The organism is Nocardiopsis alba, from assembly GCF_000710955.1.
Classification (GTDB): Bacteria; Actinomycetota; Actinomycetes; order Streptosporangiales; family Streptosporangiaceae; genus Nocardiopsis; species Nocardiopsis alba.
Genome location: NZ_BAZE01000005.1, coordinates 65,608 through 92,428 on the forward strand (window position 1 = coordinate 65,608; position 26,821 = coordinate 92,428).

At 69.9% G+C, this 26,821-nt stretch carries 22 protein-coding genes; 13 read left to right on the forward strand and 9 right to left on the reverse strand.

The window, feature by feature from the left end; genetic code table 11:
* Positions 1–117 precede the first annotated feature (117 nt).
* On the forward strand, positions 118–1,452 hold the full coding sequence (gabT, locus tag TR33_RS10935; protein WP_042283000.1) for a 4-aminobutyrate--2-oxoglutarate transaminase: 1,335 nt from the start codon (positions 118–120) through the stop codon (positions 1,450–1,452).
* Positions 1,453–1,496: 44 nt separating this feature from the next.
* Here the strand turns inward: gabT and TR33_RS10940 are convergent, their stop codons facing one another.
* Positions 1,497–2,441 (reverse strand): EamA family transporter, encoded by a 945-nt coding sequence (locus tag TR33_RS10940; RefSeq protein WP_042283001.1) that lies wholly within the window; start codon positions 2,439–2,441, stop codon positions 1,497–1,499.
* Positions 2,442–2,512: 71 nt separating this feature from the next.
* Here TR33_RS10940 and TR33_RS10945 point away from each other — a divergent pair, with 71 nt between their 5' ends.
* Positions 2,513–3,424 carry a LysR family transcriptional regulator gene (locus TR33_RS10945; protein ID WP_014911735.1) on the forward strand — a complete coding sequence of 304 codons (912 nt, stop codon included), beginning with the start codon at positions 2,513–2,515 and terminating at the stop codon, positions 3,422–3,424.
* Between the two features lie 21 nt (positions 3,425–3,445).
* On the opposite strand, the gene TR33_RS10950 is transcribed toward TR33_RS10945, so the two are convergent.
* Positions 3,446–5,050: a PucR family transcriptional regulator gene (locus tag TR33_RS10950; RefSeq protein WP_042283003.1), complete on the reverse strand. Its 1,605-nt coding sequence runs from the start codon at positions 5,048–5,050 to the stop codon at positions 3,446–3,448.
* 183 nt (positions 5,051–5,233) lie between these two features.
* Between TR33_RS10950 and TR33_RS10955 the strand changes: the two genes are divergently transcribed.
* Both TR33_RS10955 and TR33_RS10960 read left to right on the forward strand, forming a co-directional pair.
* Positions 5,234–6,520, forward strand: a complete 1,287-nt coding sequence (locus tag TR33_RS10955) for an aspartate aminotransferase family protein (RefSeq protein WP_026124828.1) — start codon at positions 5,234–5,236, stop codon at positions 6,518–6,520.
* Between the two features lie 26 nt (positions 6,521–6,546).
* Positions 6,547–8,055, forward strand: coding sequence for a CoA-acylating methylmalonate-semialdehyde dehydrogenase (locus TR33_RS10960; RefSeq protein ID WP_042283004.1), 1,509 nt, complete (start codon positions 6,547–6,549; stop codon positions 8,053–8,055).
* Between the two features lie 244 nt (positions 8,056–8,299).
* On the opposite strand, the gene TR33_RS10965 is transcribed toward TR33_RS10960, so the two are convergent.
* The 4 genes from TR33_RS10965 to rlmN form a co-directional block, all read right to left on the reverse strand.
* On the reverse strand, positions 8,300–8,542 hold the full coding sequence (locus TR33_RS10965) for a hypothetical protein (protein ID WP_042283005.1): 243 nt from the start codon (positions 8,540–8,542) through the stop codon (positions 8,300–8,302).
* Between the two features lie 240 nt (positions 8,543–8,782).
* On the reverse strand, positions 8,783–9,595 hold the full coding sequence (locus TR33_RS10970; RefSeq protein ID WP_017533563.1) for a carbon-nitrogen hydrolase family protein: 813 nt from the start codon (positions 9,593–9,595) through the stop codon (positions 8,783–8,785).
* 85 nt (positions 9,596–9,680) lie between these two features.
* The gene (locus TR33_RS10975; protein ID WP_014909208.1) at positions 9,681–10,151 is read right to left on the reverse strand and encodes a YqaA family protein; all 471 of its coding nucleotides are present in this window, start codon (positions 10,149–10,151) and stop codon (positions 9,681–9,683) included.
* A 7-nt stretch (positions 10,152–10,158) separates the two neighbouring features.
* Entirely contained in the window at positions 10,159–11,256 is a 1,098-nt protein-coding gene (rlmN, locus tag TR33_RS10980; RefSeq protein ID WP_014908813.1) for a dual-specificity RNA methyltransferase RlmN, read from the reverse strand.
* Between the two features lie 217 nt (positions 11,257–11,473).
* On the opposite strand from rlmN, the gene TR33_RS10985 reads away from it, so the two are divergent.
* Together TR33_RS10985 and TR33_RS10990 are read left to right on the forward strand one after the other, a co-directional pair.
* Positions 11,474–12,559, forward strand: a complete 1,086-nt coding sequence (locus TR33_RS10985; protein ID WP_014908702.1) for a suppressor of fused domain protein — start codon at positions 11,474–11,476, stop codon at positions 12,557–12,559.
* An 83-nt stretch (positions 12,560–12,642) separates the two neighbouring features.
* Complete coding sequence (locus TR33_RS10990; protein WP_199806128.1) at positions 12,643–13,872, forward strand: MFS transporter; 1,230 nt, start codon at positions 12,643–12,645, stop codon at positions 13,870–13,872.
* On the opposite strand, the gene TR33_RS10995 is transcribed toward TR33_RS10990, so the two are convergent.
* The gene (locus TR33_RS10995; RefSeq protein ID WP_187294522.1) at positions 13,855–14,253 is read right to left on the reverse strand and encodes a BlaI/MecI/CopY family transcriptional regulator; all 399 of its coding nucleotides are present in this window, start codon (positions 14,251–14,253) and stop codon (positions 13,855–13,857) included. The two genes, TR33_RS10990 and TR33_RS10995, sit on opposite strands and share 18 nt — an antisense overlap.
* A 560-nt stretch (positions 14,254–14,813) precedes the next feature.
* On the opposite strand from TR33_RS10995, the gene TR33_RS11000 reads away from it, so the two are divergent.
* The 4 genes from TR33_RS11000 to TR33_RS11015 all read left to right on the forward strand — a co-directional run bounded on the left by TR33_RS11000 (position 14,814) and on the right by TR33_RS11015 (position 20,714).
* The gene (locus TR33_RS11000; protein WP_014911645.1) at positions 14,814–18,440 is read left to right on the forward strand and encodes a multifunctional oxoglutarate decarboxylase/oxoglutarate dehydrogenase thiamine pyrophosphate-binding subunit/dihydrolipoyllysine-residue succinyltransferase subunit; all 3,627 of its coding nucleotides are present in this window, start codon (positions 14,814–14,816) and stop codon (positions 18,438–18,440) included.
* 67 nt (positions 18,441–18,507) lie between these two features.
* On the forward strand, positions 18,508–18,687 hold the full coding sequence (locus TR33_RS11005; RefSeq protein ID WP_026124825.1) for a DUF6104 family protein: 180 nt from the start codon (positions 18,508–18,510) through the stop codon (positions 18,685–18,687).
* 176 nt (positions 18,688–18,863) lie between these two features.
* Positions 18,864–19,715: a DUF4097 family beta strand repeat-containing protein gene (locus TR33_RS11010; RefSeq protein ID WP_042283008.1), complete on the forward strand. Its 852-nt coding sequence runs from the start codon at positions 18,864–18,866 to the stop codon at positions 19,713–19,715.
* Positions 19,716–20,714, forward strand: a complete 999-nt coding sequence (locus TR33_RS11015; RefSeq protein WP_042283010.1) for a PadR family transcriptional regulator — start codon at positions 19,716–19,718, stop codon at positions 20,712–20,714.
* A gap of 67 nt (positions 20,715–20,781) precedes the next feature.
* On the opposite strand, the gene TR33_RS11020 is transcribed toward TR33_RS11015, so the two are convergent.
* Together TR33_RS11020 and TR33_RS11025 are read right to left on the reverse strand one after the other, a co-directional pair.
* Positions 20,782–22,272, reverse strand: coding sequence for a serine hydrolase domain-containing protein (locus TR33_RS11020; RefSeq protein ID WP_234305822.1), 1,491 nt, complete (start codon positions 22,270–22,272; stop codon positions 20,782–20,784).
* Between the two features lie 265 nt (positions 22,273–22,537).
* On the reverse strand, positions 22,538–23,668 hold the full coding sequence (locus tag TR33_RS11025; RefSeq protein ID WP_202422495.1) for an NAD(P)-dependent malic enzyme: 1,131 nt from the start codon (positions 23,666–23,668) through the stop codon (positions 22,538–22,540).
* A 436-nt stretch (positions 23,669–24,104) separates the two neighbouring features.
* On the opposite strand from TR33_RS11025, the gene TR33_RS11030 reads away from it, so the two are divergent.
* The 3 genes from TR33_RS11030 to TR33_RS11040 all read left to right on the forward strand — a co-directional run bounded on the left by TR33_RS11030 (position 24,105) and on the right by TR33_RS11040 (position 26,774).
* Entirely contained in the window at positions 24,105–24,926 is an 822-nt protein-coding gene (locus TR33_RS11030) for an ABC transporter substrate-binding protein (RefSeq protein WP_042283013.1), read from the forward strand.
* Positions 24,927–25,002: 76 nt separating this feature from the next.
* Positions 25,003–25,962: an amino acid ABC transporter permease gene (locus tag TR33_RS11035; protein WP_017533557.1), complete on the forward strand. Its 960-nt coding sequence runs from the start codon at positions 25,003–25,005 to the stop codon at positions 25,960–25,962.
* A complete protein-coding gene (locus TR33_RS11040) occupies positions 25,962–26,774 on the forward strand; it encodes an amino acid ABC transporter ATP-binding protein (protein WP_014910999.1) in 813 nt (270 codons plus the stop codon). The genes TR33_RS11035 and TR33_RS11040 overlap by 1 nt, the downstream gene beginning before the upstream one ends.
* Positions 26,775–26,821: the final 47 nt, after the last annotated feature.

A 26,821-nucleotide genomic window follows, 5' to 3' on the forward strand; every position in this document is an offset into this window, starting at 1 on the left:
CGATTATCCACTGTGTCCATGTGTGCGGGGTTCCACACGGCCTAGTGTTCTGCTCGCACGCCCGGAATCGCCCCCGGGAGACAGCCCGCAAGACCACGCCCAGAAGGAGGCAGCCGCATGGCCACGACCGAGGTCGTCCAGTCCCGCCGGATCGTCACCGAGATCCCCGGCCCGAAGTCCCGCGCCATCCAGGAGCGCCGCAGCGCCGCCGTCGCCCAGGGCGTGGGCAGCACCCTGCCGGTCTACGTGGAGCGCGCCGGCGGCGGGATCGTCGAGGACGTCGACGGTAACGCCCTGATCGACTTCGGTTCGGGCATCGCCGTGACCAACGTCGGCAACGCCGACCCGCGCGTGGTCGAGCGCGCCGCCGAGCAGATGGGGCGCTTCACGCACACCTGTTTCATGGTGAACCCCTACGAGAGCTACGTGGAGGTGTGCGAGGCCCTCAACCGGATCACCCCCGGTGACCACGAGAAGCGCTCGATCCTCCTGAACTCCGGCGCCGAGGCGGTGGAGAACGCCGTCAAGATCGCGCGCAACGCCACCGGCCGCCAGGCGGTCGTGGTGTTCGACCACGCCTACCACGGTCGCACCAACCTCACCATGGCCCTGACCGCCAAGAACATGCCCTACAAGCAGGGCTTCGGGCCGTTCGCGGGCGAGGTGCACCGCATGCCCATGGCCTACGCCTACCGCTGGCCCACCGGACCGGAGAACTGCGGCCCCGAGGCCGCCGCCGCGGCGATCGAGCAGATCACCAAGCAGATCGGCGCCGAGAACGTGGCCGCGATGGTCATCGAGCCCATCCAGGGCGAGGGCGGCTTCATCGAGCCCGCCCCCGGCTTCCTGCCGGCCCTGGTCGAGTTCTGCCGTGCCAAGGGCATCGTGTTCGTCGCCGACGAGGTCCAGACCGGCTTCGCCCGCACCGGCGACATGTTCGCCTGTGAGCACGAGGGCGTGGTGCCCGACCTGATCACCACCGCCAAGGGCATCGCGGGCGGTCTGCCCCTGGCCGCCGTGACCGGCCGCGCCGAGCTGATGGACGCCGTCCACGGCGGCGGCCTCGGCGGCACCTACGGTGGCAACCCGGCCGCCTGCGCCGCCGCGCTGGCCTCGCTGGAGGCCATCGAATCCGACGACCTGGTCGGCCGCGCCCGCGAGATCGGCGCGCTCATGCTGGACCGGCTGCGTACCCTAGCCGACAAGTACGAGGTCATCGGCGACGTGCGCGGACGCGGCGCGATGGTCGCGATCGAGCTGGTCAAGGACGGCAAGGAGCCCGCGACCGAGGCCCTGGCCCAGGTCGTGGCGCACTGCCACTCCCGCGGCCTGATCCTGCTGAGCGCGGGCACCTACGGCAACGTGATCCGGATGCTGCCGCCGCTGGCCATCAGCGACGACCTCCTGCGCGAGGGCCTGGACATCCTGGAGGAGGGCCTGGCCGGCCTGTAGTCCGCCGTCTCGGGGCGGGGAGGTCCGTCCCCCGCCCCGCCGGCTCATTCCGGCTGGGGGACCCGGGCCGGGTCGCGTTCGTTCGAGCGCGGCCCGGCCCTCTCCGTGTCCGGAGGGGCGGGGCGTCGGCCGCGGGTACTGCCCCACAGCACCCCGCCCACGACCAGAGCGCCGCCGACCAGCTCCCCCGGGCTCGCTGTCTCGCCGAGGACCACCCACGCCGCGGTCATCCCCACGACCGGCACCAGCATCGAGAACGGCGCCACCACCCCCGCGGGGTGACGGGTCATCAGCCAGGTCCACACGCCGGAGCCGACCACGGTGCCGATCACCACCGTGTAGGCCAGACCGGCCACGGCCGCCGCCGCCCCGGGTTCGCCGAACGAGGTGAGGGAGTCCAGGATCCGGTCGGGGCCCTCGACCGCCAGCGACAGCGCCAGCATCGGCAGGGGCGGGACCACCGACATCCACAGCGTCAGCCGCAGCGGATCGGTCGGCCGGGCCAGCCGGTTGCAGGTGTTGCCGATCGCCCACCCGAACGCGCCCGCCAGGGTCAGCAGGAACGGGACGATGGCGGCGTTCTCCGCGCGCTGCCAGCCCACCAGGGCCATGCCGCACACGGCGATCAGGACGCCGACCAGCTGCCGGCCGCTCACCCGCTCCCGCAGGAACGTCGCCCCCAGGAGCACGGTGAAGGGCGCGGACGCCTGGAGGACCAGCGACGCCAGGCCCGTGGGCATGCCGGAGGCCATCCCCCAGTAGAGGAACAGGAACTGGAGGACACCGAAGCCGAACCCGTAGCCCACCAGCCAGCGCACCGGCACCCCCGGCCAGGGGACCAGCAGCATCGTCGGCAGGGCGATCAACGCGAAGCGCAGGGCCACGAGGAAGAACGGTGGGAAGTGGACGAGCGAGGCGTCGATGGCGATGAAGTTGAGGCCCCACATCAGAGCGACGGAGAGGGCCAGCAGGCGATGACGAAACGGCATGCGTCCAGGTCACCAGGTTTCTCTTTTAAGCACAATCAATAATTCGGACACTCACGATGTAGCCTTGCTACATGGAGATCCGACATCTGGCTCTGCTGCGCGAACTCGCCGAACGCGGCAGCGTCACCGCGGTCGCCGAGGCGACCCACCGAACCCCCTCCGCCGTGTCACAACAGCTCAAGGCGGCCCAACGGGAGTTCGGAACGCCCCTGGTGGAGCCGTCCGGCCGCGGCCTGCGCCTGAACGAGGCCGGGCTGCTGCTCGCGGAGGGCGGGGTGAGCGTCGCCGCCGCCCTCGAAAGGGTCCAGGCCCGCTGGGACTCCTTCCGCGGCGAGCCCTCCGGCACGGTCACCGTGGCCGCCCTCCCCAGCGCCGCGACGTTCCTGCTGAGCGACGCGATGCACGACCTGGCCGACACCTCCATCACCCTGCGTTGCAGCGACTACGACCTCGCCGAGGTGGAGTTCGCCGGGCTGACCGCCGACAACGACGTCGTCATCGCGCACAGCCTCACCAGCGTCCGGCCCGCCGGAGCCGAGGGGTTGACCGTCCGCCCCCTGGCCCGAGAGCCGCTGGACATCGCGATGGCCGCCGACCATCCCCTGGCCGACCGGACCGACGTCAGCCCCGACGACCTGGTCGACCTCGAATGGATCGGGGTCCCCGAGGGCTACCCCTTCGACACCGTTCCGAAGGCGATCGAGCAGGTGACCGGGAAGGAGCTGCGGGTGACCCAACGGCTCTGGGACAACCGGTTGATCGAGTCGCTGGTGGCCGGGAGCGAGCTGGTGGCGGTCCTGCCCCGCTTCACCACACCACCGGACTCGGGCGTGGTGCTGCGCCCTCTCACCGGGGTCCCCTCCGCCCGGCACGTCTCCGCCGTCCTGCGCCCCGACAAGGCCGAACGGCTGGCCGTCCAACGGGTACTGCGCGCCTTCGAGAAGGTCGGTGCCGAGGTGGAGCGACGTCACCGGCGCGATTGAGCGCGAACGCCCCACGACGGATCAGGGCTGTTCTCGGACCGAGTCCAGGGACAACAGGGCCACGTGCAGCGACAGGCAGTCCTCCACCGACTCCAGGTCGGCGTCCAGCACGTTGGCGATCCGCCGCAGCCGCTCGTAGAACGCGGGCCTGGACAGATGCGCCCTGCTCGCGGCCAGGGCCTTGTTGCGGCCCGCGCCCAGGTAGTGGCGGAGCATGTCGGTGAGATCGCCGTTGTGGCGCGCATCGTGGTCCAGCAACGGCCCCAGTTCGCGTTCCACGAAGGTCTGGAGGCGCTCGTCATCGCGGAACAGGTGCAGCAGACCGCGCAGATGCAGGTCGGGCAGCCGATAGAAGGGGCGGTGGTCGCTCTGCCGGACGGCCACGTCGCCGACCTGGCGGGCCTCCAGGAAGGAGCGGCGGACCTCGCGGATGTCGTCGGCGGTCGAGCCCACCGCCAGCACCGCCGCGTCGCCCACCGTGGCGCGCACCCGCTCGGCCAGCAGGTACAGGATGGGGTCCAGGCGCGGGCGTGAGGGCAGGGCCAGCAGGATGCCGACGCGCAGGTCGTCCAGGGAACCCACCAGCGCGGGCAGTCGCAGTTCCCGGCAGGCCTTGGCCGCGCCCTCGGCGGTGTCGGACAGACGCGCCTGGGCGGCCAGGCCGGTGCCGCTCTCGCGCAGACGCAGGACCAGACCGACCAGCTCGCGTCCGTTGAGCGGTACGCCGACCGCGCGGGCGCGGACCAGCGCCTCCTCCGGTTCGGAGTAGGCCCGGTCGATGATGCCGGTGATGATCGTCCGGTGGGTCTGACGTTCCAGACTCTCCTGGTGGCGTTCGAGCAACCGTCCCAGGGCCAGGGTCGTCGCGGCGCGTTCGATGAGCATGGTCTGGCGCGCGGTGGGGGTGGCGCCGGTGATGAGGATCAGGCGCCCCCAGTCCTGACCGCGGGCGCCGACGGTGGTGACCAACCAGCCGGTGGAGGGCACGTGCACGGTCCGGCTACCGGATCGGACCGCCCGCGATCGACTCTCCCAGGAGGTCAGCAGGGTGCCGGGATCCTCTCCGTTGAGGTCGCAGGCCAGCACCTGGTGGGTGAGGTTCTCCAGGACCACGGGGCAGCCGGAGAGCTGGGCGACCTCACGCAGGATCTGGGCGGCGTCGGCGCCCTCCACGGACAGTTGGGTGAAGACCGAGTGGAGCTTCTCCGACTCGCGCAGCTCCTCCAACTGTTCATTGACCACCCGGATGTGCACGGCCTCGGTGATCTCGACGAAGCGGGCCTCGCGGTCGAGCAGGACGACCGGGAGCCGGGCGTCGCGGGCGGCCTCCAGGAAGGGGGCGGGCAGTTCGGCGTGGTACTTACGGCCGAGTTCGACCGCGATACCGCTCACCCCCGCGTCGGCGATGTCCTCGATATAGCGGCGCAACGCCTCGGGGTCGTCGGGCATGGCGATGCCGGTGCTGAGCACCAGTTCGCCGCCGCGCAACAGGTGGGCCAGGTCCGTGACCTCGGCGATGTGCACCCAGCGCACCGCCACGTCGAGGTACTCGGAACCGGTGACCACCCGGGGGCGGGCGCGTTGGAGGGCCGGGAGCCTGAGAACTTCGGCGAGTGTGGGGAGCACGGTCTCACTCTAGTCGTTCTGTCACGGCGAAGGCGGTTTCTCTTTACAAAGTGCTCGCTTTTCCTCGTTCATGAGCACGAAGGGGAACGCCTTGAAGGAGGCTTTACATTCTGTAAAGGCCGCCAGCATGTTGTCAACATTGTGATCCTGGTCAAGTACGCCGAGCCGGGCGAGACTGGGGGCATGTCGGAACTCCTCTCGCGCCACCGCGCGGTCATGCCCTCCTGGTCGCCCCTCTACTACGAGTCCCCGCTGGAGATCGTCAGCGGCAAGGGAAGCCGCGTCACCGACGCCGAAGGCCGCACCTACCTGGACTTCTTCACCGGAATCGTGACCAACATGCTCGGCTACGACGTGGCCGAGGTCCGTGAGGCGGTCGAACGCCAGATCGCCAAGGGGGTCGTGCACACCTCCGCCCTGTACCTCATCCGCTCCCAGGTCGAACTGGCCGAGAAGATCGCCCGGCTGTCCGGGATCCCCGACGCCAAGGTCTTCTTCACCAACTCCGGCACCGAGGCCAACGAGACCGCCCTGCTGCTGGCCACCCACGCCCGAGGCAGCGACGAGGTGCTGGCCATGCGCGGCAGCTACCACGGACGCTCCTTCGGCACCGTGGCGGTCACCGGGAACCGGGCGTGGAAGAACTCCGCGCTCTCCCCGCTGAACGTGCACTACCTGCACGGCACCGACCACGCCTCGCCCCTGTTCCGCGACCTGTCGGAGCGCGAGTACATCGACCGGTGCGTGGCCGACCTGCGCGCCGTCCTGGACACCACCGCGCCGAACGTGGCCTGCCTGATCGCCGAGCCGATCCAGGGCGTGGGCGGGTTCGCGATGCCCCCCGAGGGTCTGTACGGCGCCTACAAGGAGGTCCTCGACGAACACGGCATCCTGTTCGTCTCCGACGAGGTGCAGACCGGTTGGGGCCGCACCGGCACGGACTTCTTCGGCATCGGCGCCCACGGCGTCACCCCGGACGCCATGACCTTCGCCAAGGGGCTCGGCAACGGCTTCGCCGTCGGCGGCGTCGTGGCCCGGGGCGACCTCATGGACGGCCTCGGGGCGCTCGGCGTGGCCACCTTCGGCGGCAACCCTGTGTCCATGGCCGCCGCCGGCGCCACCCTCGACTACGTCCTGGACCACGACCTCCAGGACAACGCGCTGCGCCAAGGGCGGACCATCCTGGAGGGCCTGCGCGCGCTCAGGGAACTGCCCTGCGTGCTCGACGTTCGGGGCAAAGGGCTGATGTTCGCCGTCGAGATGGTCGACTTCGAGAGCGGGGCCCCCTCCCCGGCCCTGGCCGCCGGGGTCCTGGAGGCCACCCGCGAACGCGGCCTGCTGGTCGGCAAGGGCGGCGTGCACGGCAACGTGCTGCGCATGGCCCCGCCGCTGACCCTGTCCACCGAGGAGGCCGCCGAGGGGCGCGACATCCTCCTGGACGCCGTCCATGCCGTGGCCGAGCAGGCCTGAGGAACACCCGAGACGAGGAGGAGAGCATGAGCGAACACGTCACCCACTGGATCGGCGGCTCCCGCCACGAGGGCCCCACCGAGCGGAGCGGGGACATCCACAACCCCGCCTCCGGTCAGATCACCGGGACGGTCGACCTCGCAGGGCCCGCCGAGGTCGACGCGGCGGTCGCCGCCGCGCGGGCGGCCTTCCCCGCCTGGCGGGACACCCCCCTGTCCAAGCGCGTCCGGACCCTGTTCCGCTTCCGCGAGCTCCTGGACTCCCGGAGCGACCGTCTGGCCGAGATCGTCAGCGCCGAACACGGCAAGGTCCTCTCCGACGCGAAGGGCGAGGTCGCCCGCGGCCTGGAGGTCGTCGACTTCGCCTGCGGCGTCCCCCAACTGCTCAAGGGCGATTTCTCCGAGAACGTGTCCACGGGCGTGGACTCGTACTCGATCCGCCAGCCGGTCGGCGTGGTCGCGGGCATCACCCCGTTCAACTTCCCGGCGATGGTCCCGATGTGGATGTTCCCCCTGGCGATCGCCTGCGGTAACACCTTCGTGCTCAAGCCCAGCGAGAAGGACCCCTCGGCCTCGCTCATGATCGCCGAACTGTGGGCCGAGGCCGGCCTGCCCGACGGCGTGTTCAACGTGGTGCAGGGCGACAAGGTCGCGGTGGACGCCCTCCTCGAACACCCGGACGTCGCCGCGGTCGGTTTCGTCGGGTCCACGCCCATCGCCCGGTACGTCTACCGGGTCGCCGCCGAGCACGGCAAGCGCGTCCAGGCTCTCGGCGGGGCCAAGAACCACATGGTGGTCCTGCCCGACGCCGACCTGGACCTGGCCGCGGACGCCGCGGTCTCCGCCGGGTTCGGCTCGGCCGGCGAACGCTGTATGGCCATCTCGGCGGTCGCGGTCGTGGACTCGGTCGCCGACGACCTGATGGAGCGGATCCGGGAGCGGGTGGCCCGGCTCCGGGTCGGCCCCGGAGACGACGACCGCAGCGAGATGGGACCGCTCGTCACCCGCGAGCACCGGGACAAGGTCGCCTCGTACCTGGAGTCGGGGGTCCGCGAGGGCGCGACCCTGGCGATCGACGGCAGGGTGCACCCCGTGCTGGGCGGTGGCGGCGACGGTTTCTGGCTCGGCCCCTCGGTCCTGGACCACGTCGAGCCGACGATGTCCTGCTACCGGGAGGAGATCTTCGGTCCGGTGCTGAGCGTGCTGAGGGTGCGCGACTACGACGAGGCGGTCGGGCTGATCAACGCCAACCCCTACGGCAACGGAACCGCGATCTTCACCAACGACGGGGGCGCCGCACGGCGCTTCCAGAACGAGATCGAGGTCGGCATGGTGGGTATCAACGTGCCCATCCCGGTCCCCATGGCCTACTACTCGTTCGGCGGTTGGAAGGAGTCGCTCTTCGGCGACTCCCACGTACACGGTACGGAGGGTGTTCACTTCTACACCCGCACCAAGACCGTGACCGCCCGTTGGAGCGACCCCGGACAGCGCCCCGAAGGCGGTGTCGACCTGGGCTTTCCCACCAACGGGTAGGCCCGATCCGACGAAATACCCGATGGATGTCTCTTACTGACCGTCGGTGACGGGCGACACGGAGTATCGTGTCCATCGACGCCGACCGGGACGTTCTCCGTCCTCACGGGCGTCACGACGACCATCCCGAGAAGACGCGCTCAATTCCCCTCCTCCCCACGGAAGCGGGCGCGTCGACGGAAGCGCTCCGGGTCCTAGACTCCCCCTGGACCCGGAGCGCGACCGTCTTCACGGAACCGCCGCGTCAGCGCGCGACGATCAGCGACCTACGCGCGGGCACCGGTCGGTACCCCATGAGCCCCGCGCACTCGTCGCATCCATAGACATGGGCCCCGTCCGGCAGTTCCCCCAGGATCCTGCGTGGCCTGGGCCACTTGGTGTGGCAGACGACGCAGGCATCCCCCATGCACTGCGCCGGACTCAGCCGACTCGGATCGTAGACACAGGTCCCGGATACGACGTCGGTCGGCATGTCTGGTTCGCACATCGTGCTCGTTCCGCGCAATGTCCTTGCTCCCCCCGTGGTTTAGGACAGTCTGGCGGGCCGATAGTTACCGGCTCTTAATTGAATCAGAAGCTCTCGGCGCCTGGAAGGGCCCGGACCGATCTAAATCACTCCGTGCAGGGGAATCATAACCCTAAGTGACGAACCCTGGGAAGACCCAGGTCACCGACTGATCATTCATACGCTCTGCCCGATATGTACACACGATCCTGGGCAAGGACCTCAGTCCTCTTGCAGCGGGGTCACACCGAAACGGCGCATGGCGAGGGCCGGATTCGTGACCCGAACCGCCTCCACACGCTCGGCCGAAACCCGGGCCGATGCGACATCGAAGGTCTGCTCCCCCAGGGAGGCCACCACCGTGCCCATCGGGTCGATCACCATACTGTTGCCCGCCCCCACCGGGGCCGACTGGCCGGAAGCGGCCACGTAGACCGTGTTCTCGATGGCGCGCGCACGGAGCAGCGTGCGCCAATGATCCTCCTTGAGCGGCCCCGGCACCCACTGGGCGGCCAACAGGACCACCTGGGCCCCGGCGTCGACGATCCTCCGGGTCACCTCGGGAAAACGCAGGTCGTAACAGGTCTGGAGGCCGAAGACCACACCGTCGACCTCGAAGGTGCGGGGCTCCTCGATCGGCCCCGGCGCCACCACGTCCGACTCCTTGACCCCGAAGGCGTCGTAGAGATGCGTCTTGCGGTAGAGCGCCACCGACTCCCCCTGCGGCGAGAGCGCCACCAGGGTGTTGGTGAAGTGCGCGGCGTCCTCTCCCCGGGACTCGTTGACCCCCAGGACCAGGTGCACGCCCTCTCTGCGGGCGGTGTCCGCCGCGTCGGACAGGAAGGGCCCGTCCAGCGGCTCGGCCGACTCCACGTAGCGGTGGTCGGTACGCGAGGCGGTGAACATCGTGTACTCGGGGAACAGGACGACCCGGGCGCCGTCCGCCGCGGCCCGGGCGGTCAACTCCGCCACCGAACGCAGGTTCTCCGCCTTGTCCCGCCCCGGGGAGAACTGCGCGACCGCGACCCGCACCATAGGACCCTCACCTCCGCGACCAGGGGGTCCGCCCCGTCGGCGGCCCCGAACGTGCCACGAGTGTACGCCCCGCCCCTCGAAGGGGTCAGGGCAGGTGGGACAGGGCCCAGGCCGGGGCCAGGACCAGGATGAGGAAGCGCGCGGCCCGGGTGGCGAAGGTGACCGCGCAGAAGAGGAGGAGGTTCATGCGCACGACCCCGGCGAGGACCGAGACCACCATGAACGGCGGGACGCTGGCGAAGGAGCTCAACGCCAACAGCCCCACACCCCAGATCGGGCGTTCCTCCGCCTTGGTCCGCCACTCCGCCATCCGCTTCGCCCACTTGCCCGGCGTCCGGGCGCGACGGCGCAGCCAGGGCGCGGAGAGCGTGCCCCGACCCACGTAGTAGTAGGGGATCTTGCCGAGGGTCTGTCCCAGGGCCGCGGCCAGGGCCACCGCGACGAGGGCGCCGTCGTCCATGAGGGCGACGACGCCCAACAGGTAGACCTCGACGTTGAGGATCGGGACCAGCCCGGCCGCGGCGGCGAACGCGAAGGCCAGGAGGGTCTCGACCACGTCGGTCCTACTTCTCGGCGGCGGCGAGCTGGCCGCAGGCGCCGTCGATCTCCTGGCCGCGGGTGTCACGGACGGTGACCGACACCCCGTGGGACTGGAGGCGCCGGACGAACTCGCGCTCGTCCTCGGGGCGCGAGGCCGTCCACTTGGAGCCCGGGGTCGGGTTGAGCGGGATGAGGTTGACGTGCACCAGGTGGCCCTTGAGGAGCTTGCCGAGCAGGTCGGCCCGCCAGGCCTGGTCGTTGATGTCCTTGATCAGCGCGTACTCGATGGAGACCCGACGTCCGGTGGTCCCGGCGTAGCGCCAGGCGGCGTCCAGGACCTCCTCGACCTTCCAGCGGGTGTTGATCGGCACCAGCTCGTCGCGCAGCTCGTCGTCGGGGGCGTGCAGGGAGATCGCCAGGCGGACCTGCATCCTCTCGTCGATGAGCTTGTTGATCGCGGGGACCAGACCCACCGTGGAGACGGTCACGCCGCGCTGGGAGATGCCCAGGCCGCCCGGGACCGGGTCGGTGATGCGACGGACGGTCTGGAGGACCCGCTTGTAGTTGGCCATGGGCTCGCCCATGCCCATGAACACGATGTTGCTGATCCGCCCGGGGCCGCCGGCGACCTCGCCGCGGGCCAGGTCGCGGGCGCTGGCGACCACCTGGTCGACGATCTCCCCGGTGGACAGGTTGCGGGTCAGCCCCGCCTGTCCGGTGGCGCAGAACGGGCAGTTCATGCCGCAGCCGGCCTGAGAGGAGATGCACAGGGTGACGCGGTCGGGGTAACGCATGAGCACCGACTCGAACATCACCCCGTCGAAGGCCTTCCACAGGGTCTTGCGGGTCATCCCGTTGTCACAGGTGATGTGCCGGACCGGGGTGAGCAGGGTCGGCAGCAGCGCCTCGCCGAGCCGCTCCCGGGAGGCCTCGGGAAGGTCGGTCATCTTCGAGGTGTCCGACTCCAGGGCACCGTAGTAGTGCTTGGCGATCTGCTTGGCGCGGAAGGGCTTCTCCCCCAGCTCCCGGACGACCTCCTGGCACTCCTCGGGGCTGAGATCGGCCAGGTGCCGGGGCGGCTTGGCGCGGCGGGGTGCGACGAAAGTGAGCTCGGCGGGCATAAGTATCCGTAACGAATGGAGTCGGTGGACTGCGCCCGGCGCGGAAGGTAAGGGGCGACGCGGGTCGTTATACGACCTATACGCGTCCGCGGTGCTGCTCCGCCTCTCAGGGCACTACCGTCGATTCTACGCGCAGTGTGGACGGCCCGGACGGGTCCCCGCCCCCGGCCACCACGACGACAAGACGACACCGAGACGGCGGCACGCGGGAGGGCCGGTGACCGAGATCGACGTCCTGCTCGACGAGATCAGCCCTTACCAGAGCCGTCGCGTCGTCGTCGAATGCGACTCCCACACGACCGCCGCCTACCTGTTGGACGCCAGAGAGCGCATCCGCGTCCCGGTGTGGCTGGCCAACCACGAGAGCGCGCCCGCCGAGAGCGACCCCGACGACCTCTATCGGGGTCGGGCCCCGCTCATGCCCGAGGCCTATACCAAGCATCCGCAGGGACGCCCCCGGTTCGATCCGGCCACCCTGCGCGCGGTGTGGTTCGAGGAGGGCGACGGGGTCGCCCTGCTGGACGAGGAGGGGCTGCTCGCCGTGATCCCCGGCTGGGCGGAGGCCGACAGCGGTCTGCCCGGTTACGCGCGCGAGGCCATCGGACGCAGCCCCTACGCCTGGGAGCTGGACTCGGTGAAACGCCGGCTGTGGCCGCGGGTCGTGCACGCGGAGGCCTATTGGGACTGGCGACGGGCCTCGGGCGCCTGGCGCGGTGTGCAGCGGACGGTCCTCGGTCATCTGAACCGCCGGGTGGGCGAGGCCGGGCATTACTGGGACGTCTCCGACGGGCACCCGCCGCTGTTGCGGGTCTCGGAGCGGCCGCCCACCGAGGAACGGCCCTACACGGTCCTGTCCACCGTGGGCATGTGCGGGCAGCGGATGCCCACCCTGGACCGCTACATGGCCGATACCTCGGGGCACGCCCGGGTGGAGCTGGCCCTGGCCACGACGCTGCCCGCGCACCACGCGGCGCGGATCTTCCGGTGGATCGGGGCCTTCCCCTGGCGCGCGGTCACCTGGTTCGGCACCGGCCACACGGTCAAGTGGTTGGACAACCCGGAGGATCGGGCGATGCGCCGTGACGCGGGCGCGGTCCTGTTGCTGGAGGATCCGAGCCCCCTGATCACCGACCCCGCCCTGGTCCCGCCGGACACCTCCGGGCTGACCTTCCAGGGCGACCCGGTGCGCTGGCTGTGGATCGTCCCGATCACCCGCCCCGAGCACCTGTTCGCCAAGGAGCACGACAGCGCCACCCTGGTGGAGAAGCTGGCGGCCGAAGGGCGCGGCTGGATCCTGGACTGACCCGGGAAAACCCGTTGCGTCGGCCGTCCGACGTCCACGAACATGCCCGATCGGGGGCCGGCCCCGTGAGGACGAGGAGGGGCATGGACGCGAGCGCCGACACGGGCGGGGGCATCCTCGCCCCGTTGCGTTACGGGAACTTCCGGGCCCTGGCGTCGGGCCGGGTCCTGATGATGTTCGGCAACGGCATGGCCACGGTCGCGCTCGCCTTCGCCGTCCTGGACGTGACGGGTTCCCTGACCCAGGTCGGCCTGGTGGTGGGTGCCCGATCCATCGCGAACGTGGCGCTCCTCCTGCTCGGCGGGGTGATCGCGGACCGGCTGCCGCGCTCGATGGTGCTCGTCGGCGGGTGCGCGCTCGCGGCGCTCTCCCAGGGGACCCTGGCGCTGACACTGCTCACCGGGACGGCCTCGCTGCCGCTCATGATCGCGCTGAGCGTGGTGAACGGGGCCGCGGCCGCCGCCAACCTGCCCGCCTCCGCGGCCCTGACCCCCCAGACCGTTCCGCGCGCTCTGCTGAGGCAGGCCAACGCCTCGGTGGGGATCGCCAAGCAGCTCGGGATGTTCGCCGGGATGTCGGCCGGCGGCGTGACCGTGGGGTTGTGGGGGCCGGGTTGGGCGATCGGCGTGGACGCCCTGATGTTCGCCGCGGCGGGGGTGGCCTTCTCCCTCCTGCGGGTCCCCTCGACCGGGGCGACCGACGGTGGCCGGAACGTCCTACGCGACCTGGTGGAGGGCTGGCGGGAGTTCGTCGCCCGCCCCTGGGTCTGGATCATCGTGTTGCAGTTCATGGTGGTCAACGCCGGCTGGTCCGCGGCCACCGGGGTGCTGGGGCCGGGGATCGCCGACGCGACGTTCGGGCGGACCACCTGGGGGCTGCTGATGGCGGCCAACAGCGTGGGTCTGCTGGTCGGCGGCGTCCTGGCGGCCCGCTGGCAACCGCGTCGCGCGCTGTTCTACGGCACGGCCCTGGTCCTGCTCCAGACGTTGCCGTTCTTCGTCCTGGCGGGCCCGTCGCCGATGGTGCCGTTGCTGTTCGCCGCGATGTTCGTGGGCGGAATGGCGGTGGAGCAGTTCAGTGTGGCCTGGGAGGTCTCGCTCCAGGAGAACGTCCCCACCGAACGGCTCTCACGGGTCTACTCCTATGACGCCCTGGGCTCGTTCGTGGCGATGCCGGTGGGGCAGATCGCGATCGGTCCGACGGCCGAGGCGATCGGGGTCGACCGGTCCCTGCTGCTGGTGGCCTCGCTGACGATCATCGCGACGCTGGCGGCCCTGTGCGCTCCGAGCGTGCGCTCACTGCGTCGTCGCTGAGTCCTGGGAGCGGTATCGCTCGCGCCGGTCGCCGACCTGGTGGAGGAGGTGGTGCAGTCGGGCCACGTCCTCGTCGCCGAAGCGCTCGACGAAGCAGCGCAGGGTGCTCCCGGGGTCGGGGCCGCTCTCCAGCACCTCGCCCATCACGCGGGCGGTGTACTCGGCGTGGGTCTCCCGGGCCCGGTAGGCCCAGGCCCTCCCGACCTTCTCCCGTTCCAGCAGCCCCTTCCGGTGCAGGATGCCGGTGACCGTCATGACCGTCGTGTAGGCGAGTTCCCGGTCGTAGACCATGGTCTCCAGGATCCCTCGGACCTGGAGCGGCCCGTCCGCGCGCCACAGCGCGGTCATGATGGCCGCCTCCAGTTCTCCCAGCCCCCTCATGGGTCTCCCCCGCCCGTGTGATCCGGCTGTTCGTAGGCGCATCGTAGGCGGGGCCGGAATCCGATGGGGAGGAACGGGGAAGACGGCACAGATCCGCACATCCTCGGCGTCGTTCACCGGCGTTTCACCGCCGCGCGGACCCGATTCGCCGTCGGTCGCCCTCCGTTCCGGGTACGGCCGGCTTCGGTCATCCGGGAAGGGACGCGAATCACTCACCGGGAAAGGTGTGACCCAGCGCACCGGAAGCCGTCACAGCCCCGCTCACGAAAAAACCCGACAAACAGGAGGAAATGAGCCTCCGTCACCACGCAACGCAAAGTGACCGGCACGTAGCGAGAAGACTCGTGTGAAAGATTGTTAGGTATCTCCCAGTTTCAACAACCCTCGCGTTCCCCCGAAGGATGCCGTTACAAGTAGCCTGGTACCCGACGAGTGCCGGCCAGGTCAGACACTCCCCCGACGGGGAGCGCTTTCATGCTTGTTCAGAGCCCGCCTTGCCGACAGCCACCCGTCTTTCCTTAACATTCACAAGCGAGCTGCGGAAGTGGGCGATCTCCGCCGTGTCGTCTGAGGCGTCTCAACCCCTGACAGATTTCGGCCCGAACGAGTGGCTGGTCGAGGAGCTTTACCAGAAGTACCTCACCGACCCGAATTCGGTTGACAAGGCTTGGTGGAACTTCTTCGCGGACTACAAGCCCGCGGATACGGCCGGCGGGAAGGGTGGAGGCACTGCGGCCGCTAAGGCGCAGACCGAGAAGGCCCCGACCCCCGCGCCCAAGAAGAAGGCCACCACGGCCCCAGCACCCAAGAGCACCGACGATGCACTCCAGGTCAAGGAGGAGCGGCTGCGTGGCGCACCCGCCCGTACCGCGACCAACATGGAGTCGAGCCTGACCATGCCCACCGCGACGAGCGTGCGCGCGGTGCCGGTCAAGCTGCTGTTCGACAACCGCATCGTCATCAACAACCATCTCCGGCGCAGCCGCGGTGGGAAGGTCTCCTTCACCCACCTCATCGGCTACGCCATGGTCAAGGCCCTCAAGGCCATGCCCGAGATGAACCACGCCTACGTGGAGGTCGACGGCAAGCCCGGCGTCGCCAAGCCCGAACACGTGAACTTCGGTCTGGCGATCGACCTCCCCAAGCCCGACGGCTCCCGTCAGCTGGTCGTGCCCTCCATCAAGAAGTCCGACGAGATGGACTTCAACGAGTTCTGGAGCGGCTACGAGGACCTGGTCCGCAAGGCCCGCAACAACAAGCTGGGCGTGACGGACTTCCAGGGCACCACGATCAGCCTGACCAACCCGGGCGGCATCGGCACCGTGCACTCCGTGCCGCGCCTGATGCCCGGCCAGGGCACCATCCTCGGCGTCGGGGCCATGGAGTACCCGGCCGAGTTCCAGGGCGCCTCTCAGGACACCCTGAGCGACCTGGGCATCAGCAAGGTCATGACCCTGACCTCGACCTACGACCACCGGATCATCCAGGGCGCCCAGTCGGGCGAGTTCCTGCGTCGGATCCACCAGCTCCTGCTGGGCGAGGACGGCTTCTACGACGAGATCTTCAACTCGTTGCGGATCCCCTACGAGCCGGTCCGCTGGGTCCAGGACATCAAGGTCAACAAGGCCACCCAGCTCGACAAGACCACCCGGGTCCAGGAGCTGATCCACGCCTACCGCGTGCGCGGCCACCTCATGGCCGACACCAACCCGCTCGACCACGAGCAGCGCAAGCACCCGGACCTGGACGTGCTGGAGCACGGCCTGACCCTCTGGGACCTGGACCGCGAGTTCCCGACCGGGGGCTTCGGCGGCAAGCAGGTCATGAAGCTGCGCGACATCCTGGGCGTGCTGCGCGACACCTACTGCCGCACGGTGGGTATCGAGTACATGCACATCCAGAGCCCGGAGGAGCGGGAGTGGATCCAGTCGCACGTCGAGCGTGAGCACGAGAAGCTCGACCGCGACGAGCAGCTCCACATCCTGCACCGGCTCAACAGCGCCGAGGCCTTCGAGACCTTCCTCCAGACCAAGTACGTCGGTCAGAAGCGCTTCTCGCTCGAAGGCGGCGAGTCCCTCATCCCGCTGCTGGACGGCGTGATCTCCAAGGCCGCCAAGGCCGAGCTGGACGAGGCCGTCATCGGTATGGCCCACCGCGGTCGCCTGAACGTGCTCGCCAACATCTGTGGCAAGTCGTACGGGCAGATCTTCGGTGAGTTCGAGGGCAACCTCGACCCGCGTAGCGCCCACGGCTCCGGCGACGTCAAGTACCACCTGGGCACCGAGGGCGTCTTCGAGACCCCGGACGGCGACAAGATCCAGATCTCGCTGGCCGCGAACCCCTCCCACCTGGAGACGGTCGACCCGGTCGCCGAGGGCATCGTCCGCGCCAAGCAGGACGTGCTGGACAAGGGCCCGCACGGCTTCACCGTGCTGCCCATCCTCATCCACGGTGACGCGGCGTTCGCCGGACAGGGCGTGGTCGCCGAGACCCTGAACCTGTCCCAGCTGCGCGGCTACCGGACCGGCGGCACGGTGCACGTCATCGTGAACAACCAGGTGGGCTTCACCACCTCGCCGACCGACAGCCGTTCCAGCGTGTACGCCACCGACGTCGCGCGGATGGTCCAGGCCCCGATCTTCCACGTCAACGGGGACGACCCCGAGGCCGTGGTCCGGGTCGCGCACCTGGCCTTCGCCTACCGTCAGGCGTTCAACAAGGACGTCGTGATCGACCTGGTCTGCTACCGGCGTCGTGGGCACAACGAGGGCGACAACCCCGCGTTCACCCAGCCGCTCATGTACGACGTCATCGACGCCAAGCGCTCCACCCGCAAGCTGTTCACCGAGGCCCTCATCGGCCGCGGCGACATCACGGTGGAGGAGGCCGAGCAGGCCCTGCGCGACTACCACAGCGAGCTCGAGCGTGCCTTCACCGAGACCCGCGAGGTCGAGAAGAGGCCGATCGAGCCGGGTTCCGTGGTCAAGCCCGAGGTGTTCACCGAGGCCCGCCTGGACCACTCCAAGGTCGAGACGGCGATCAGCACCGAGACCGTCAAGCGTGTCATCGACACCCAGGTCTCCCTGCCCGAGGGCTTCACCGCGCACCCGCGCCTGGCCCCGCAGCTGACCCGTCGCGCCACGATGGTCGAGAACGACGCGATCGACTGGGCCACCGGTGAACTGCTGGCCTTCGGCTCCCTGCTGATGGACGACCACCCGGTCCGTCTGATCGGTCAGGACAGCCGTCGCGGCACCTTCGGTCAGCGTCACGCCTCGCTCGTCGACCGCGACACCGGCGAGGTCCACACGCCGCTGAAGCAGTTCGACGAGGGCACCACGAAGTTCCACGTCCACGACTCGCTGCTCAGCGAGTACGCGGCGCTGGGCTTCGAGTACGGCTACTCGCTGACCCGTCCGGACGCCCTCGTCATGTGGGAGGCGCAGTTCGGCGACTTCGTCAACGGCGCCCAGACCGTCATCGACGAGTACATCAGCTCGGGCGAGCAGAAGTGGGGCCAGCGCTCCAGCGTCACCCTGCTGCTGCCGCACGGCTACGAGGGCCAGGGGCCGGACCACTCGTCCGCCCGCATCGAGCGGTTCCTCCAGGCGTGCGCGCAGGAGAACATGACCGTCGCGATGCCGAGCACCCCGGCGAGCTACTTCCACCTGCTGCGCTGGCAGGCGAAGTCGCCGTTCGAGCGTCCGCTCGTGGTGTTCACGCCCAAGTCGCTGCTGCGTCTGAAGGCCGCCACCTCGGCCGCCGACGACTTCACCTCGGGCCACTTCCGCCCGCTGATCGGGGACGACTCCATCGCCCCCGAGAAGGTGCGTCGCGTGGTGATCTGCTCCGGCAAGATCTACTACGACCTGGACGCCGCCCGTCGCAAGAGCGGCGACAAGCACACGGCGATCATCCGCGCGGAGCGGCTCTACCCGCTGCCGATCGAGGAAATCCGCGAGCAGCTCAAGGCCTACCCGAACGCGGGCGAGGTCCTGTGGGTCCAGGAGGAGCCGGCGAACATGGGTCCGTGGCCCTTCGTCGCCCTGGTCTTCTCCGAGCAGCTCGACCGTCCCTTCACCCGGATCTCGCGTCCGGCCTCCTCCGCCCCGGCCGCCGGTTCGGCCAAGAGGCACGAGGCCGAGCAGCGCGCTCTGGTGGACACGGTCTTCCCGCCCGCCGAGTAGCCACGCGGACCCGGGGCGTGTCAGGGTGCTGGACGTCCCGGGTCCGGTCCGAGCGGTGAGGGAAGGTATGTACTACACCGATCGCGGAATCGAGGAGTTGGAGAACCGCCGCGGCGAGGAGGAGGTCAGTTTCGCCTGGCTCGCCGAGCAGCTGCGGGTGTTCACCGACGTCCACCCCGAGTTCGAGACCCCCGTCGAGCGCCTGGCCACCTGGTTGGCCAGGTTGGACGACGAGGACGAAGAGTAGTGGTGCCGCGCCGCTCCGGCGGCGCACGGTCCGAGGGGCCCGGGTCATGACGACCCGGGCCCCTCGCGTGTGTCCGGGACACCCCTGACCCGACCCTGATATCCGCGACATATCTTGAGTTCGCCGGGGACGCGACATATCGTGAAGTCATCGAGAACGAGTGGAAAGGGTTCACGATGGCACGTTGGACCATCGACAGTCCGATGACCCACACCCTGGACGGCATCGTCGCCCTCAAGGTGCGGATCGTCGGAGGACAGGTCAACATCATCCCCACCGACGACCCCGTCACCTTCGAGATCGGCGACATCGTCGGAGAGCCCCTGGAGGTCACCCAGGAGGCCGGCATCCTCACCATCCATTACCAGGACCTCACCGGTCAGGGGCTGTTGGACCGGCTCAAGCCGCTCCAGCTCTCCGGTTACCGCAACGTCGGCACCCGACGGGCCACCGTGAACCTGCGGGTCCCGCGCGACTGCCCCGTCGAGGTCACCACGGCCACCGCCCCGGTGGTGGCGACCGGGCTGACCGCCCGCACCCGGATCAAGACGGCGACCGGCGAGATCACCCTGGACGACGTCTCCGGCGAGACCGAGCTCAACACCGCCGACGGCAACGCCTCCGTGCGCACCCCGACCGGCGTGCTGAACTTCGGCACCGCCACCGGACAGCTCGCCGTGGCCGGCGGACGCCTGTCCGAGCTGCGGGCCAAGACCGTCTCCGGGCAGGTGCTGGTCGACACCGACCTGGCGCCCTCGTCCCGGGTCCGGGTGAACACCGTCTCCGGCGAGGTGGCCCTGCGGGTGCCCGCCGAGAGCTCGGCCTCCGTCGAGCTGCGTTCGGTCACCGGCGCGCTGGACAGCGACTTCGGTCTGGAGCGCAACAGCGCCCCGGCCCGCAACTCCATGACCGGCAAGGTCGGCGTGGGCGTCGACCCCGCCTCCATCAGTGTCAACACCGTGTCCGGTCGGGCCGCGCTGCTGCGACGCGCCCCCGAGGCTCCGGCCGCGATCCCAGAGGGGGCCTGAATGAGCACCGTCTTCGGCCACGGCAGGCTCCGTCTGTACCTGCTCAAGATGCTCGACGAGAGCCCGCGCCACGGCTACGAGATCATCAGTCTGCTGCGCGACCGCTTCCTGGGCGTGTACTCGCCCTCGCCCGGCACCATCTACCCCCGGCTCGCGAGACTGGAGGAGGAGGGGCTGGTCACCCACACCGAGGAGGGCGGCCGCAAGGTCTACAGCCTCACCGACAAGGGGCGCGAGGAGCTGCGGGCCCGCGAGAGCGACCTGGACGACCTGGAGCGGGAGATCACCGACTCCGTGCGCGACATCGCCCGCGCGGTCAAGCAGGACGTGCGCGCCACCATCGGTTCCCTGCGCGACGAGCTGAAGTTCGCGAGCTCGGAGTCCCGCAGGGAGAGCTCCGAGGAGGAGCGGGGCTCCGGGGGGAGTTCCTCCTCCGACGCCGAGGGGGAACGCGAACGCGAGCCTCGCGGCGACGGGGGCATGTGGGCTCGCGAGTGGGAACGGTTCGCCCAGGGCTTCGGCGTCTTCGGGGCCGCCTGGGGCCGCCCCTCCTCCGAACGTGAGGACTCCGCCTCCTCGGGGGAGAAGGCCCGGGAGTCCGAGGAGCGGGGCGCCGGCGAGGAGGAGAAGGAGCGGGAGTGCCGGAACCCGGAGTTCGAGCACGCCCTGCGCGACTTCTCCACCCGGGTCCGCGACCTGGTCCGCGGCGCCGGTGAGGTCGGCGGTTCCGCCGCCCACGACCTGCGTCGCATCCTCGACGAGACCGTCGAGGTGATCCGCCGGGACATGCGGACCTGGGGGCCGGCCGACGAGAAGACCGAGCGGCCCTCCGAGGGCGAGGGTTCCACCACCGCCGAGGAGCGGCCGGAGGAGAAGAAGGAGGAGGAGCAGCGGCCCGAGGAGCCTTCTCGGGAGGAGCCCCGGAGCGCGCGCCCGATGCCCTCCGCCGAGCGGGACCCCTGGTCGACCGCCACCGGCGAGGACCGCGGGAACGACTGACCATCGATACCGGTAGGGCCCGGGAGACCACACGGGGGCGTGGTCTCCCGGGCCCTTCCACGCCCGCTCACAGGACCGCCAGGAGTCCCATCGATGCCAGGGCGAGCGCGCTCGCAGCCGCGACGCGGACCCCTCTGATCCACGGTCGACGACCGCGGGCCACCGGCAGGTCCGGCCACCTCAGGGCGCCGACGACGGCCGCGGCCAGGGCCGCGTACACGCCGAGCACCCACGCCCACGGCGAGACCAGGTGCCAGAAGCCCGCGAGGTGCGCGTACCAGAGCAGCGCGGCCGACCCGAGACCGTAGGAGACCAGGCCGAGACGGTCCGTGGGGCGGCGGAGCAGGCGTCCGGGCCGACGCCGCGCGGCGAAACCGAGCGCCATCGCGCCGGGCGTCAGTGCGAGGAGCAGCGTCGCGACGCCGTACACCCGCTCCCCCATGACGTTGTCGGGGCTGGGCTCGTCGACGCCGAGCAGCCGCAGCCCGATGTCCTCGCTGTAACGGTGGGTGTTCGACAGCACCACGGCGCCCCGGTCGCCCGAGTACCCGATCCAGGCCGTGTGCCCGTTGGTCGTGGCGTTGCCTCCGTGCGAGGTGATCGGCCGCTCCCTCAACGTCTCCACGTACCAGCCGAGCCCCTGCTCACGACGTTCGACGTCGCCCGGCCCCACCGGCTCGGCGGCGCCGGCTCCGGGCGCCGAACCGTCCATCATCGCGGCCAGGAGCCGCCCCAGGTCGGCCGCGGTCGTCGTCAGCCCGCCTTGAGGGGCCCGCGCCACGTCGTGGTCCAGCGGGAGCGGCCCACCCCGGTCCGCGTCGTGCACCACGGGCCGGGCCTCGTCGTCCTCGGACCACACTCGGCTGTCGTCCATGCCCAGGGGCTCCAGGATCCTCTCCCGTGCCAGTTCGGCGTAGTCGGTGCCGGCACGTACGGCCAGAGCGTGCCCGAGCAGGGAGAACCCGGTGTTGGAGTAGACGTTGACCCCTCGTGTCCCCGGGTCGACACGGGCGTCGAGGGCCACGGACTCCAGGAAGGCGTCCACCGAGTCGTAGGGGCGCGGATGGCGTTTGGCGGCGAACTGCCAGAGGGTCTCGGGCAGGGTGGTCTCCTCCCGGGAGAGCCCCGAGGTGTGGGTCGCCAGTTCCTCGACCGTGATCCGGGCGACCGCCGGGTCCGCGAAGTTCAGGTCCGGAAGCAGGGCACCGACGGTGGTGTCGAGGTCGACCTCGTCCCGGTCCACCATGTCGGCCAGGATCATCCCGGGGAGGACCTTGGCGACCGAGGCCGAGGCGAAGGGCGTGTCCTCGGTGACCGGCGTCCCGTCGTCGCCGACCTCGCCCAGACCGGCCGTGCGGACACGGAACCCGCCGTCCGGCCCGGGTTCGACGACCGCCACGGACAGCCCGTGGTAGCCGGTGGGGTCGTCGATACCCTCCCGGACCGACGCGGCCAGATCCGCGTCACCGGTCGTGGCCGTCCCGAGCTCGTAGGGGGCGGGGGCCACGACGACCGTGAGGATCGCGGCCACCCCGGCCAAGAGCGCCGTCGCGGCCACCGTCACGGTTCTCGCGAGGGGGCCTTCTCGGGTGGGGGGCGGTATGCCCATGAGGTCTGGTTCTCCCTGTCGCGGGGGGACGGCCCGGACGCCGTACCCGACAGGCAGAAAACTACGGTTCCGACCCGTTCCGGGGCACTACGTCCCGCACACCTCTTCGGGTCGCCCTTCCCCCACCCTCCTCACGTGCGCCACCCCCACCACGACGAGGGGCCCGGCCCGTGGACGTACCACGGGCCGGGCCCCGATCGTTCGGGAACGGACGTCAGATACGGGCGACGCCGTCCTTGCGCGCCTGCTCGGCGACGGCGGCCGAGACCGCCGGGACCACGCGCTCGTCGAAGGTGCTCGGGATGACGTAGTCGGCGCTCAGGTCGTCGCCGACCAGGTCGGCGATGGCCCGCGCGGCGGCCAGCTTCATGTTCTCGGTGATGTCCGAGGCGCGGACGTCGAAGGCGCCGCGGAACACGCCGGGGAAGGCGAGGACGTTGTTGATCTGGTTCGGGAAGTCGCTGCGCCCGGTGGCGACGACGCTCGCGTACTTGTGGGCGACGTCCGGGTGGACCTCGGGGTTGGGGTTGGCCATCGCGAAGATGATGGCGTCCTTGGCCATGGTCGCCACGACGGACTCGGGCACCTCGCCGGCGGACAGGCCGATGAACACGTCGGCGCCTTCGAGGGCGCTCTCGATGGAGCCCTGGAGACCGGCCTTGTTGCTGATGGCGGCCAGGTCGCGCTTGATCGGGGTCAGGCCGTCGCGGCCCTCGTAGATCATGCCCTTGGAGTCGGCGACCGCGATGTCGCCGATCCCGCCGTCGATGAGCATCTTGGTGACGGCGACGCCGGCGGCACCCGCGCCGGAGACGACCGCGCGCAGGTCGCCCAGGGTGCGACCGGTCAGGCGGGCGGCGTTGTGCAGGGCGGCCACCGTCACGATGGCGGTGCCGTGCTGGTCGTCGTGGAAGACCGGGATGTCCAGACGCTCACGCAGCTTCGCCTCGATCTCGAAGCAGCGCGGGGCGGAGATGTCCTCCAGGTTGATACCGCCGAAGGAGGGCGCCATCCGAGCGACGGTCTCGACGATCTCGTCGGCGTCGGTGCAGTTCAGAGCGATCGGCACGGAGTCGACGTCGGCGAACTGCTTGAACAGCAGCGCCTTGCCCTCCATGACGGGGAGGGAGGCCTCGGGGCCGATGTTGCCCAGCCCCAGGACGGCGGTACCGTCGGTGACGACGGCGACCAGGTTGCTCTTCCAGGTGTAGGTCTCGACCAGGTCGACGTTCTCGGCGATCGCGTCGCAGACACGGGCGACGCCGGGGGTGTAGGCCAGGGAGAGGCCCTCGTGGTCGCTGACGTCCACGGAACCGGTGACGTGCAGCTTGCCGCCACGGTGCATGGCGAAGGCCGGGTCGCGGTCCAGTTCGGACGTGTCCTCGTTGCGCGAAGTAGTGGTCACTGCTCAAACCCCTCGGTCTGCTATGCGTCCCGCGTCGGCCATGACGGGGACGATGGGCCGCGGGACGCGCGCGAAGACATGGGTGCTAGGGGAGCTCTCCACGGCGCCGGTCGGCCATGACCGGTGGTGTCGCCGGGAGAGTCGGTCTTCGCCGGACTCCTATACGAGTACTGCGCGTCCGCATCTCACGGGGATAACCCGTTACGCAATCCTCTCACAACGGTGACCGGAGGAAAATCGCGGGTCGGCACGATGGAGCGTCACCGATATGTGACACCATGCCCTCCGACCTCGCGGTCCCCCCGCCCCACAAGGGTCTCGGCCCCGCGAACCCCCTTCCCCATCAGGTCGTTCCCATGCCCCCAAGGAGATCCCCATGCCCCCGCGCAAGCCCCTCACCGTCGCCACCGCCCTCGCCGCGGCGGGGGTCCTGACCCTGGCCGGTTGTGGCGCCGAAGACGACGGGACCGTCACCATCGGTGTCGAGGCCACCTATCCTCCCGGCGAGTACCTCGACGAGGACGGTCAGACCGTCCTCGGCTTCAACGTCGACCTGGTGACCGCCGCCCTGGCCGAGATGGGCGTCGAGCCGGTCTGGGAGCCCACCACCTTCGACTCCATCATCATCGGCGTCGACACCGGCACCTACGACATGGGCGCCTCCTCCTTCACCGTCACCGAGGAGCGGATGGAGCAGGTCAACATGGTCAGCTACTTCTCCTCGGGCACCCAGTGGTTCGCCCCGGCGGGCAACCCCGACGACGTCGACCCGGACAACGCCTGTGGTCTGCGCATCGCGGTGCAGACCGGCACCACCCACGACACCGACATCGAGGCCCGCAGTCAGGAGTGCGTCGACGCCGGCGAGGACCCCATCACCATCGAGAAGTTCCAGAGCCAGCCCCAGGCCACCGAGACCGTGGTGTCCGGCCTCAACGACGCCTCCCTCGCGGACCTGCCGACCTCCCTGTACGCCATCCAGGAGACCGGCGACAAGCTGGAGTTCATCGGCGAGCAGTATGACGCCGCCCCCTACGGCGTGGTCCTCCACAAGGACGACACCGAGCTGAGCGAGGAGCTCGCGGCGGCGTTCAACACCATCATCGAGAACGGCACCTACGCCGAGATCCTGGAGGATTGGGGCATCGAGGTCGGCGCGCTGGAGGCCGCCGAGGTCAACCCCTCCGTCTCCGAGTAACCGCCACGGCCCCCCACGTCGTACAGGGCCGTCCCTCCCCCCATCGCCCTCCACCCTCTTCACGAAAGTCTGATCCGTGACCTCACCGAGCTCATCGGTGGACGGGCCGGGGTCCCGGGAACCCGCCCCGGACCGTTCGTCCGCTCCGATCACCGCCGTCCCCGTCAGGTATCCCGAACGCTGGGTCGCCGCCGGTGTCGTGCTGGTCCTGGCCGCGATGTTCGTGAACATGCTCCTCACGAACCCGGCCTTCGACTGGCCCTTCATGTTCGAGCACATGTTCTCGGACCCGGTGGTCCGCGGTGTCTGGGTGACCCTCAGCGCCACCGTGCTGGCCATGCTCATCGGTGTCCTGCTGGGCATCCTCCTCGCGGTGATGCGTCTCTCCGGTAACCCCGTCCTGGTGGGGGTCTCCTGGACCTACACCTGGTTCTTCCGAGGCGTGCCCCGACTGGTGCTCGCGGTGCTCTTCGGCAACATCGCCATCCTGTACTCGACGATCCACATCGGACTCCCGTTCGACAACTACTGGATGCCGCTGCTGGGTCTGGAGGGCGACGCCCGCTTCTTCGAGATCAACACGCGCACCCTCCTGACCGGTTACACGGCGGGCCTGCTCGCCCTGGCGCTGTCCGAGGGCGCCTACATGGCCGAGATCATCCGCGCGGGCCTGCAATCCGTGGACAAGGGGCAGACCGAGGCCGCCCAGGCGCTCGGTATGAGCCGGAGCAGGATCATGCGCCGGATCACCCTCCCGCAGGCCATGCGGGTCGTCATACCTCCCACCGGGAACGAGACCATCGCCATGCTCAAGGACACGGCGCTCCTGGCGTACGTGCCCGTGACCATCGAGCTCTTCTACCAGCTCCAGGCCATCGGAACCCGGACCTACCAGATCTTCCCGATGCTGGTGGCGGCCTGCCTCTGGTACCTGGCGATCACCAGTGTGCTGATGGTCGGCCAGTACTTCCTCGAGCGCAGGTTCGACCGCGGCGAGCGCGGAGTCCGTGACCGGATCGTGGGAGGGGCGCACTGATGGCCGAGGAGAACAGGGAGCACGAGGACGTGAACGCGAACGACGGGACGGACGGGGCTCTCGTCGTCGCCGAGAACGTGCACAAGAGCTTCGGCCGGCTGGAGGTCCTCAAGGGCATCGACCTGGAGGTCCGGCGCGGTGAGGTCATGTGCATCATCGGCCCCTCCGGTTCGGGCAAGTCGACGTTCCTGCGCTGCGTCAACCACCTGGAGAAGCTCTCCGCCGGCCGGTTGTGGGTCAACGGCGAGCTGATGGGATATCGGCAGAAGCGCGGGAAGCTGTACGAGCTGCGCGACTCGGAGATCTCGGCCCAGCGCAGCGACATCGGCATGGTCTTCCAGCGTTTCAACCTGTTCCCGCACCTGACCGTGCTGGGCAACGTCATCGAGGCCCCCACGCAGGTCAAGCGGGTGCCCAAGGCCGAGGCCACGGAGCTGGCGATGTCCCTCCTGGAGCGGGTCGGACTGCCGGACAAGGCGAACGCCTACCCCGAGCAGCTCTCGGGCGGCCAGCAGCAGCGGGTGGCCATCGCCCGCGCCCTGGCCATGGAGCCGTCCCTGATGTTGTTCGACGAGCCCACCAGCGCCCTGGACCCCGAACTGGTCGGCGAGGTCTTGGACGTCATGCGCGACCTGGCCCGGGCCGGTATGACCATGATGGTCGTCACCCACGAGATGGGCTTCGCCCGTGAGGTGGGCGATTCCCTGGTCTTCATGGACGACGGCGTCGTGGTCGAGTCCGGTGTGCCCTCCGAGGTGCTGTCCGATCCACGGCACGAGCGGACGCGGGCGTTCCTGTCCAAGGTGCTCTGACCCGATCCCCCCTCATCGAAGGCCCCCGTTCCTCGGAGCGCGGGGCC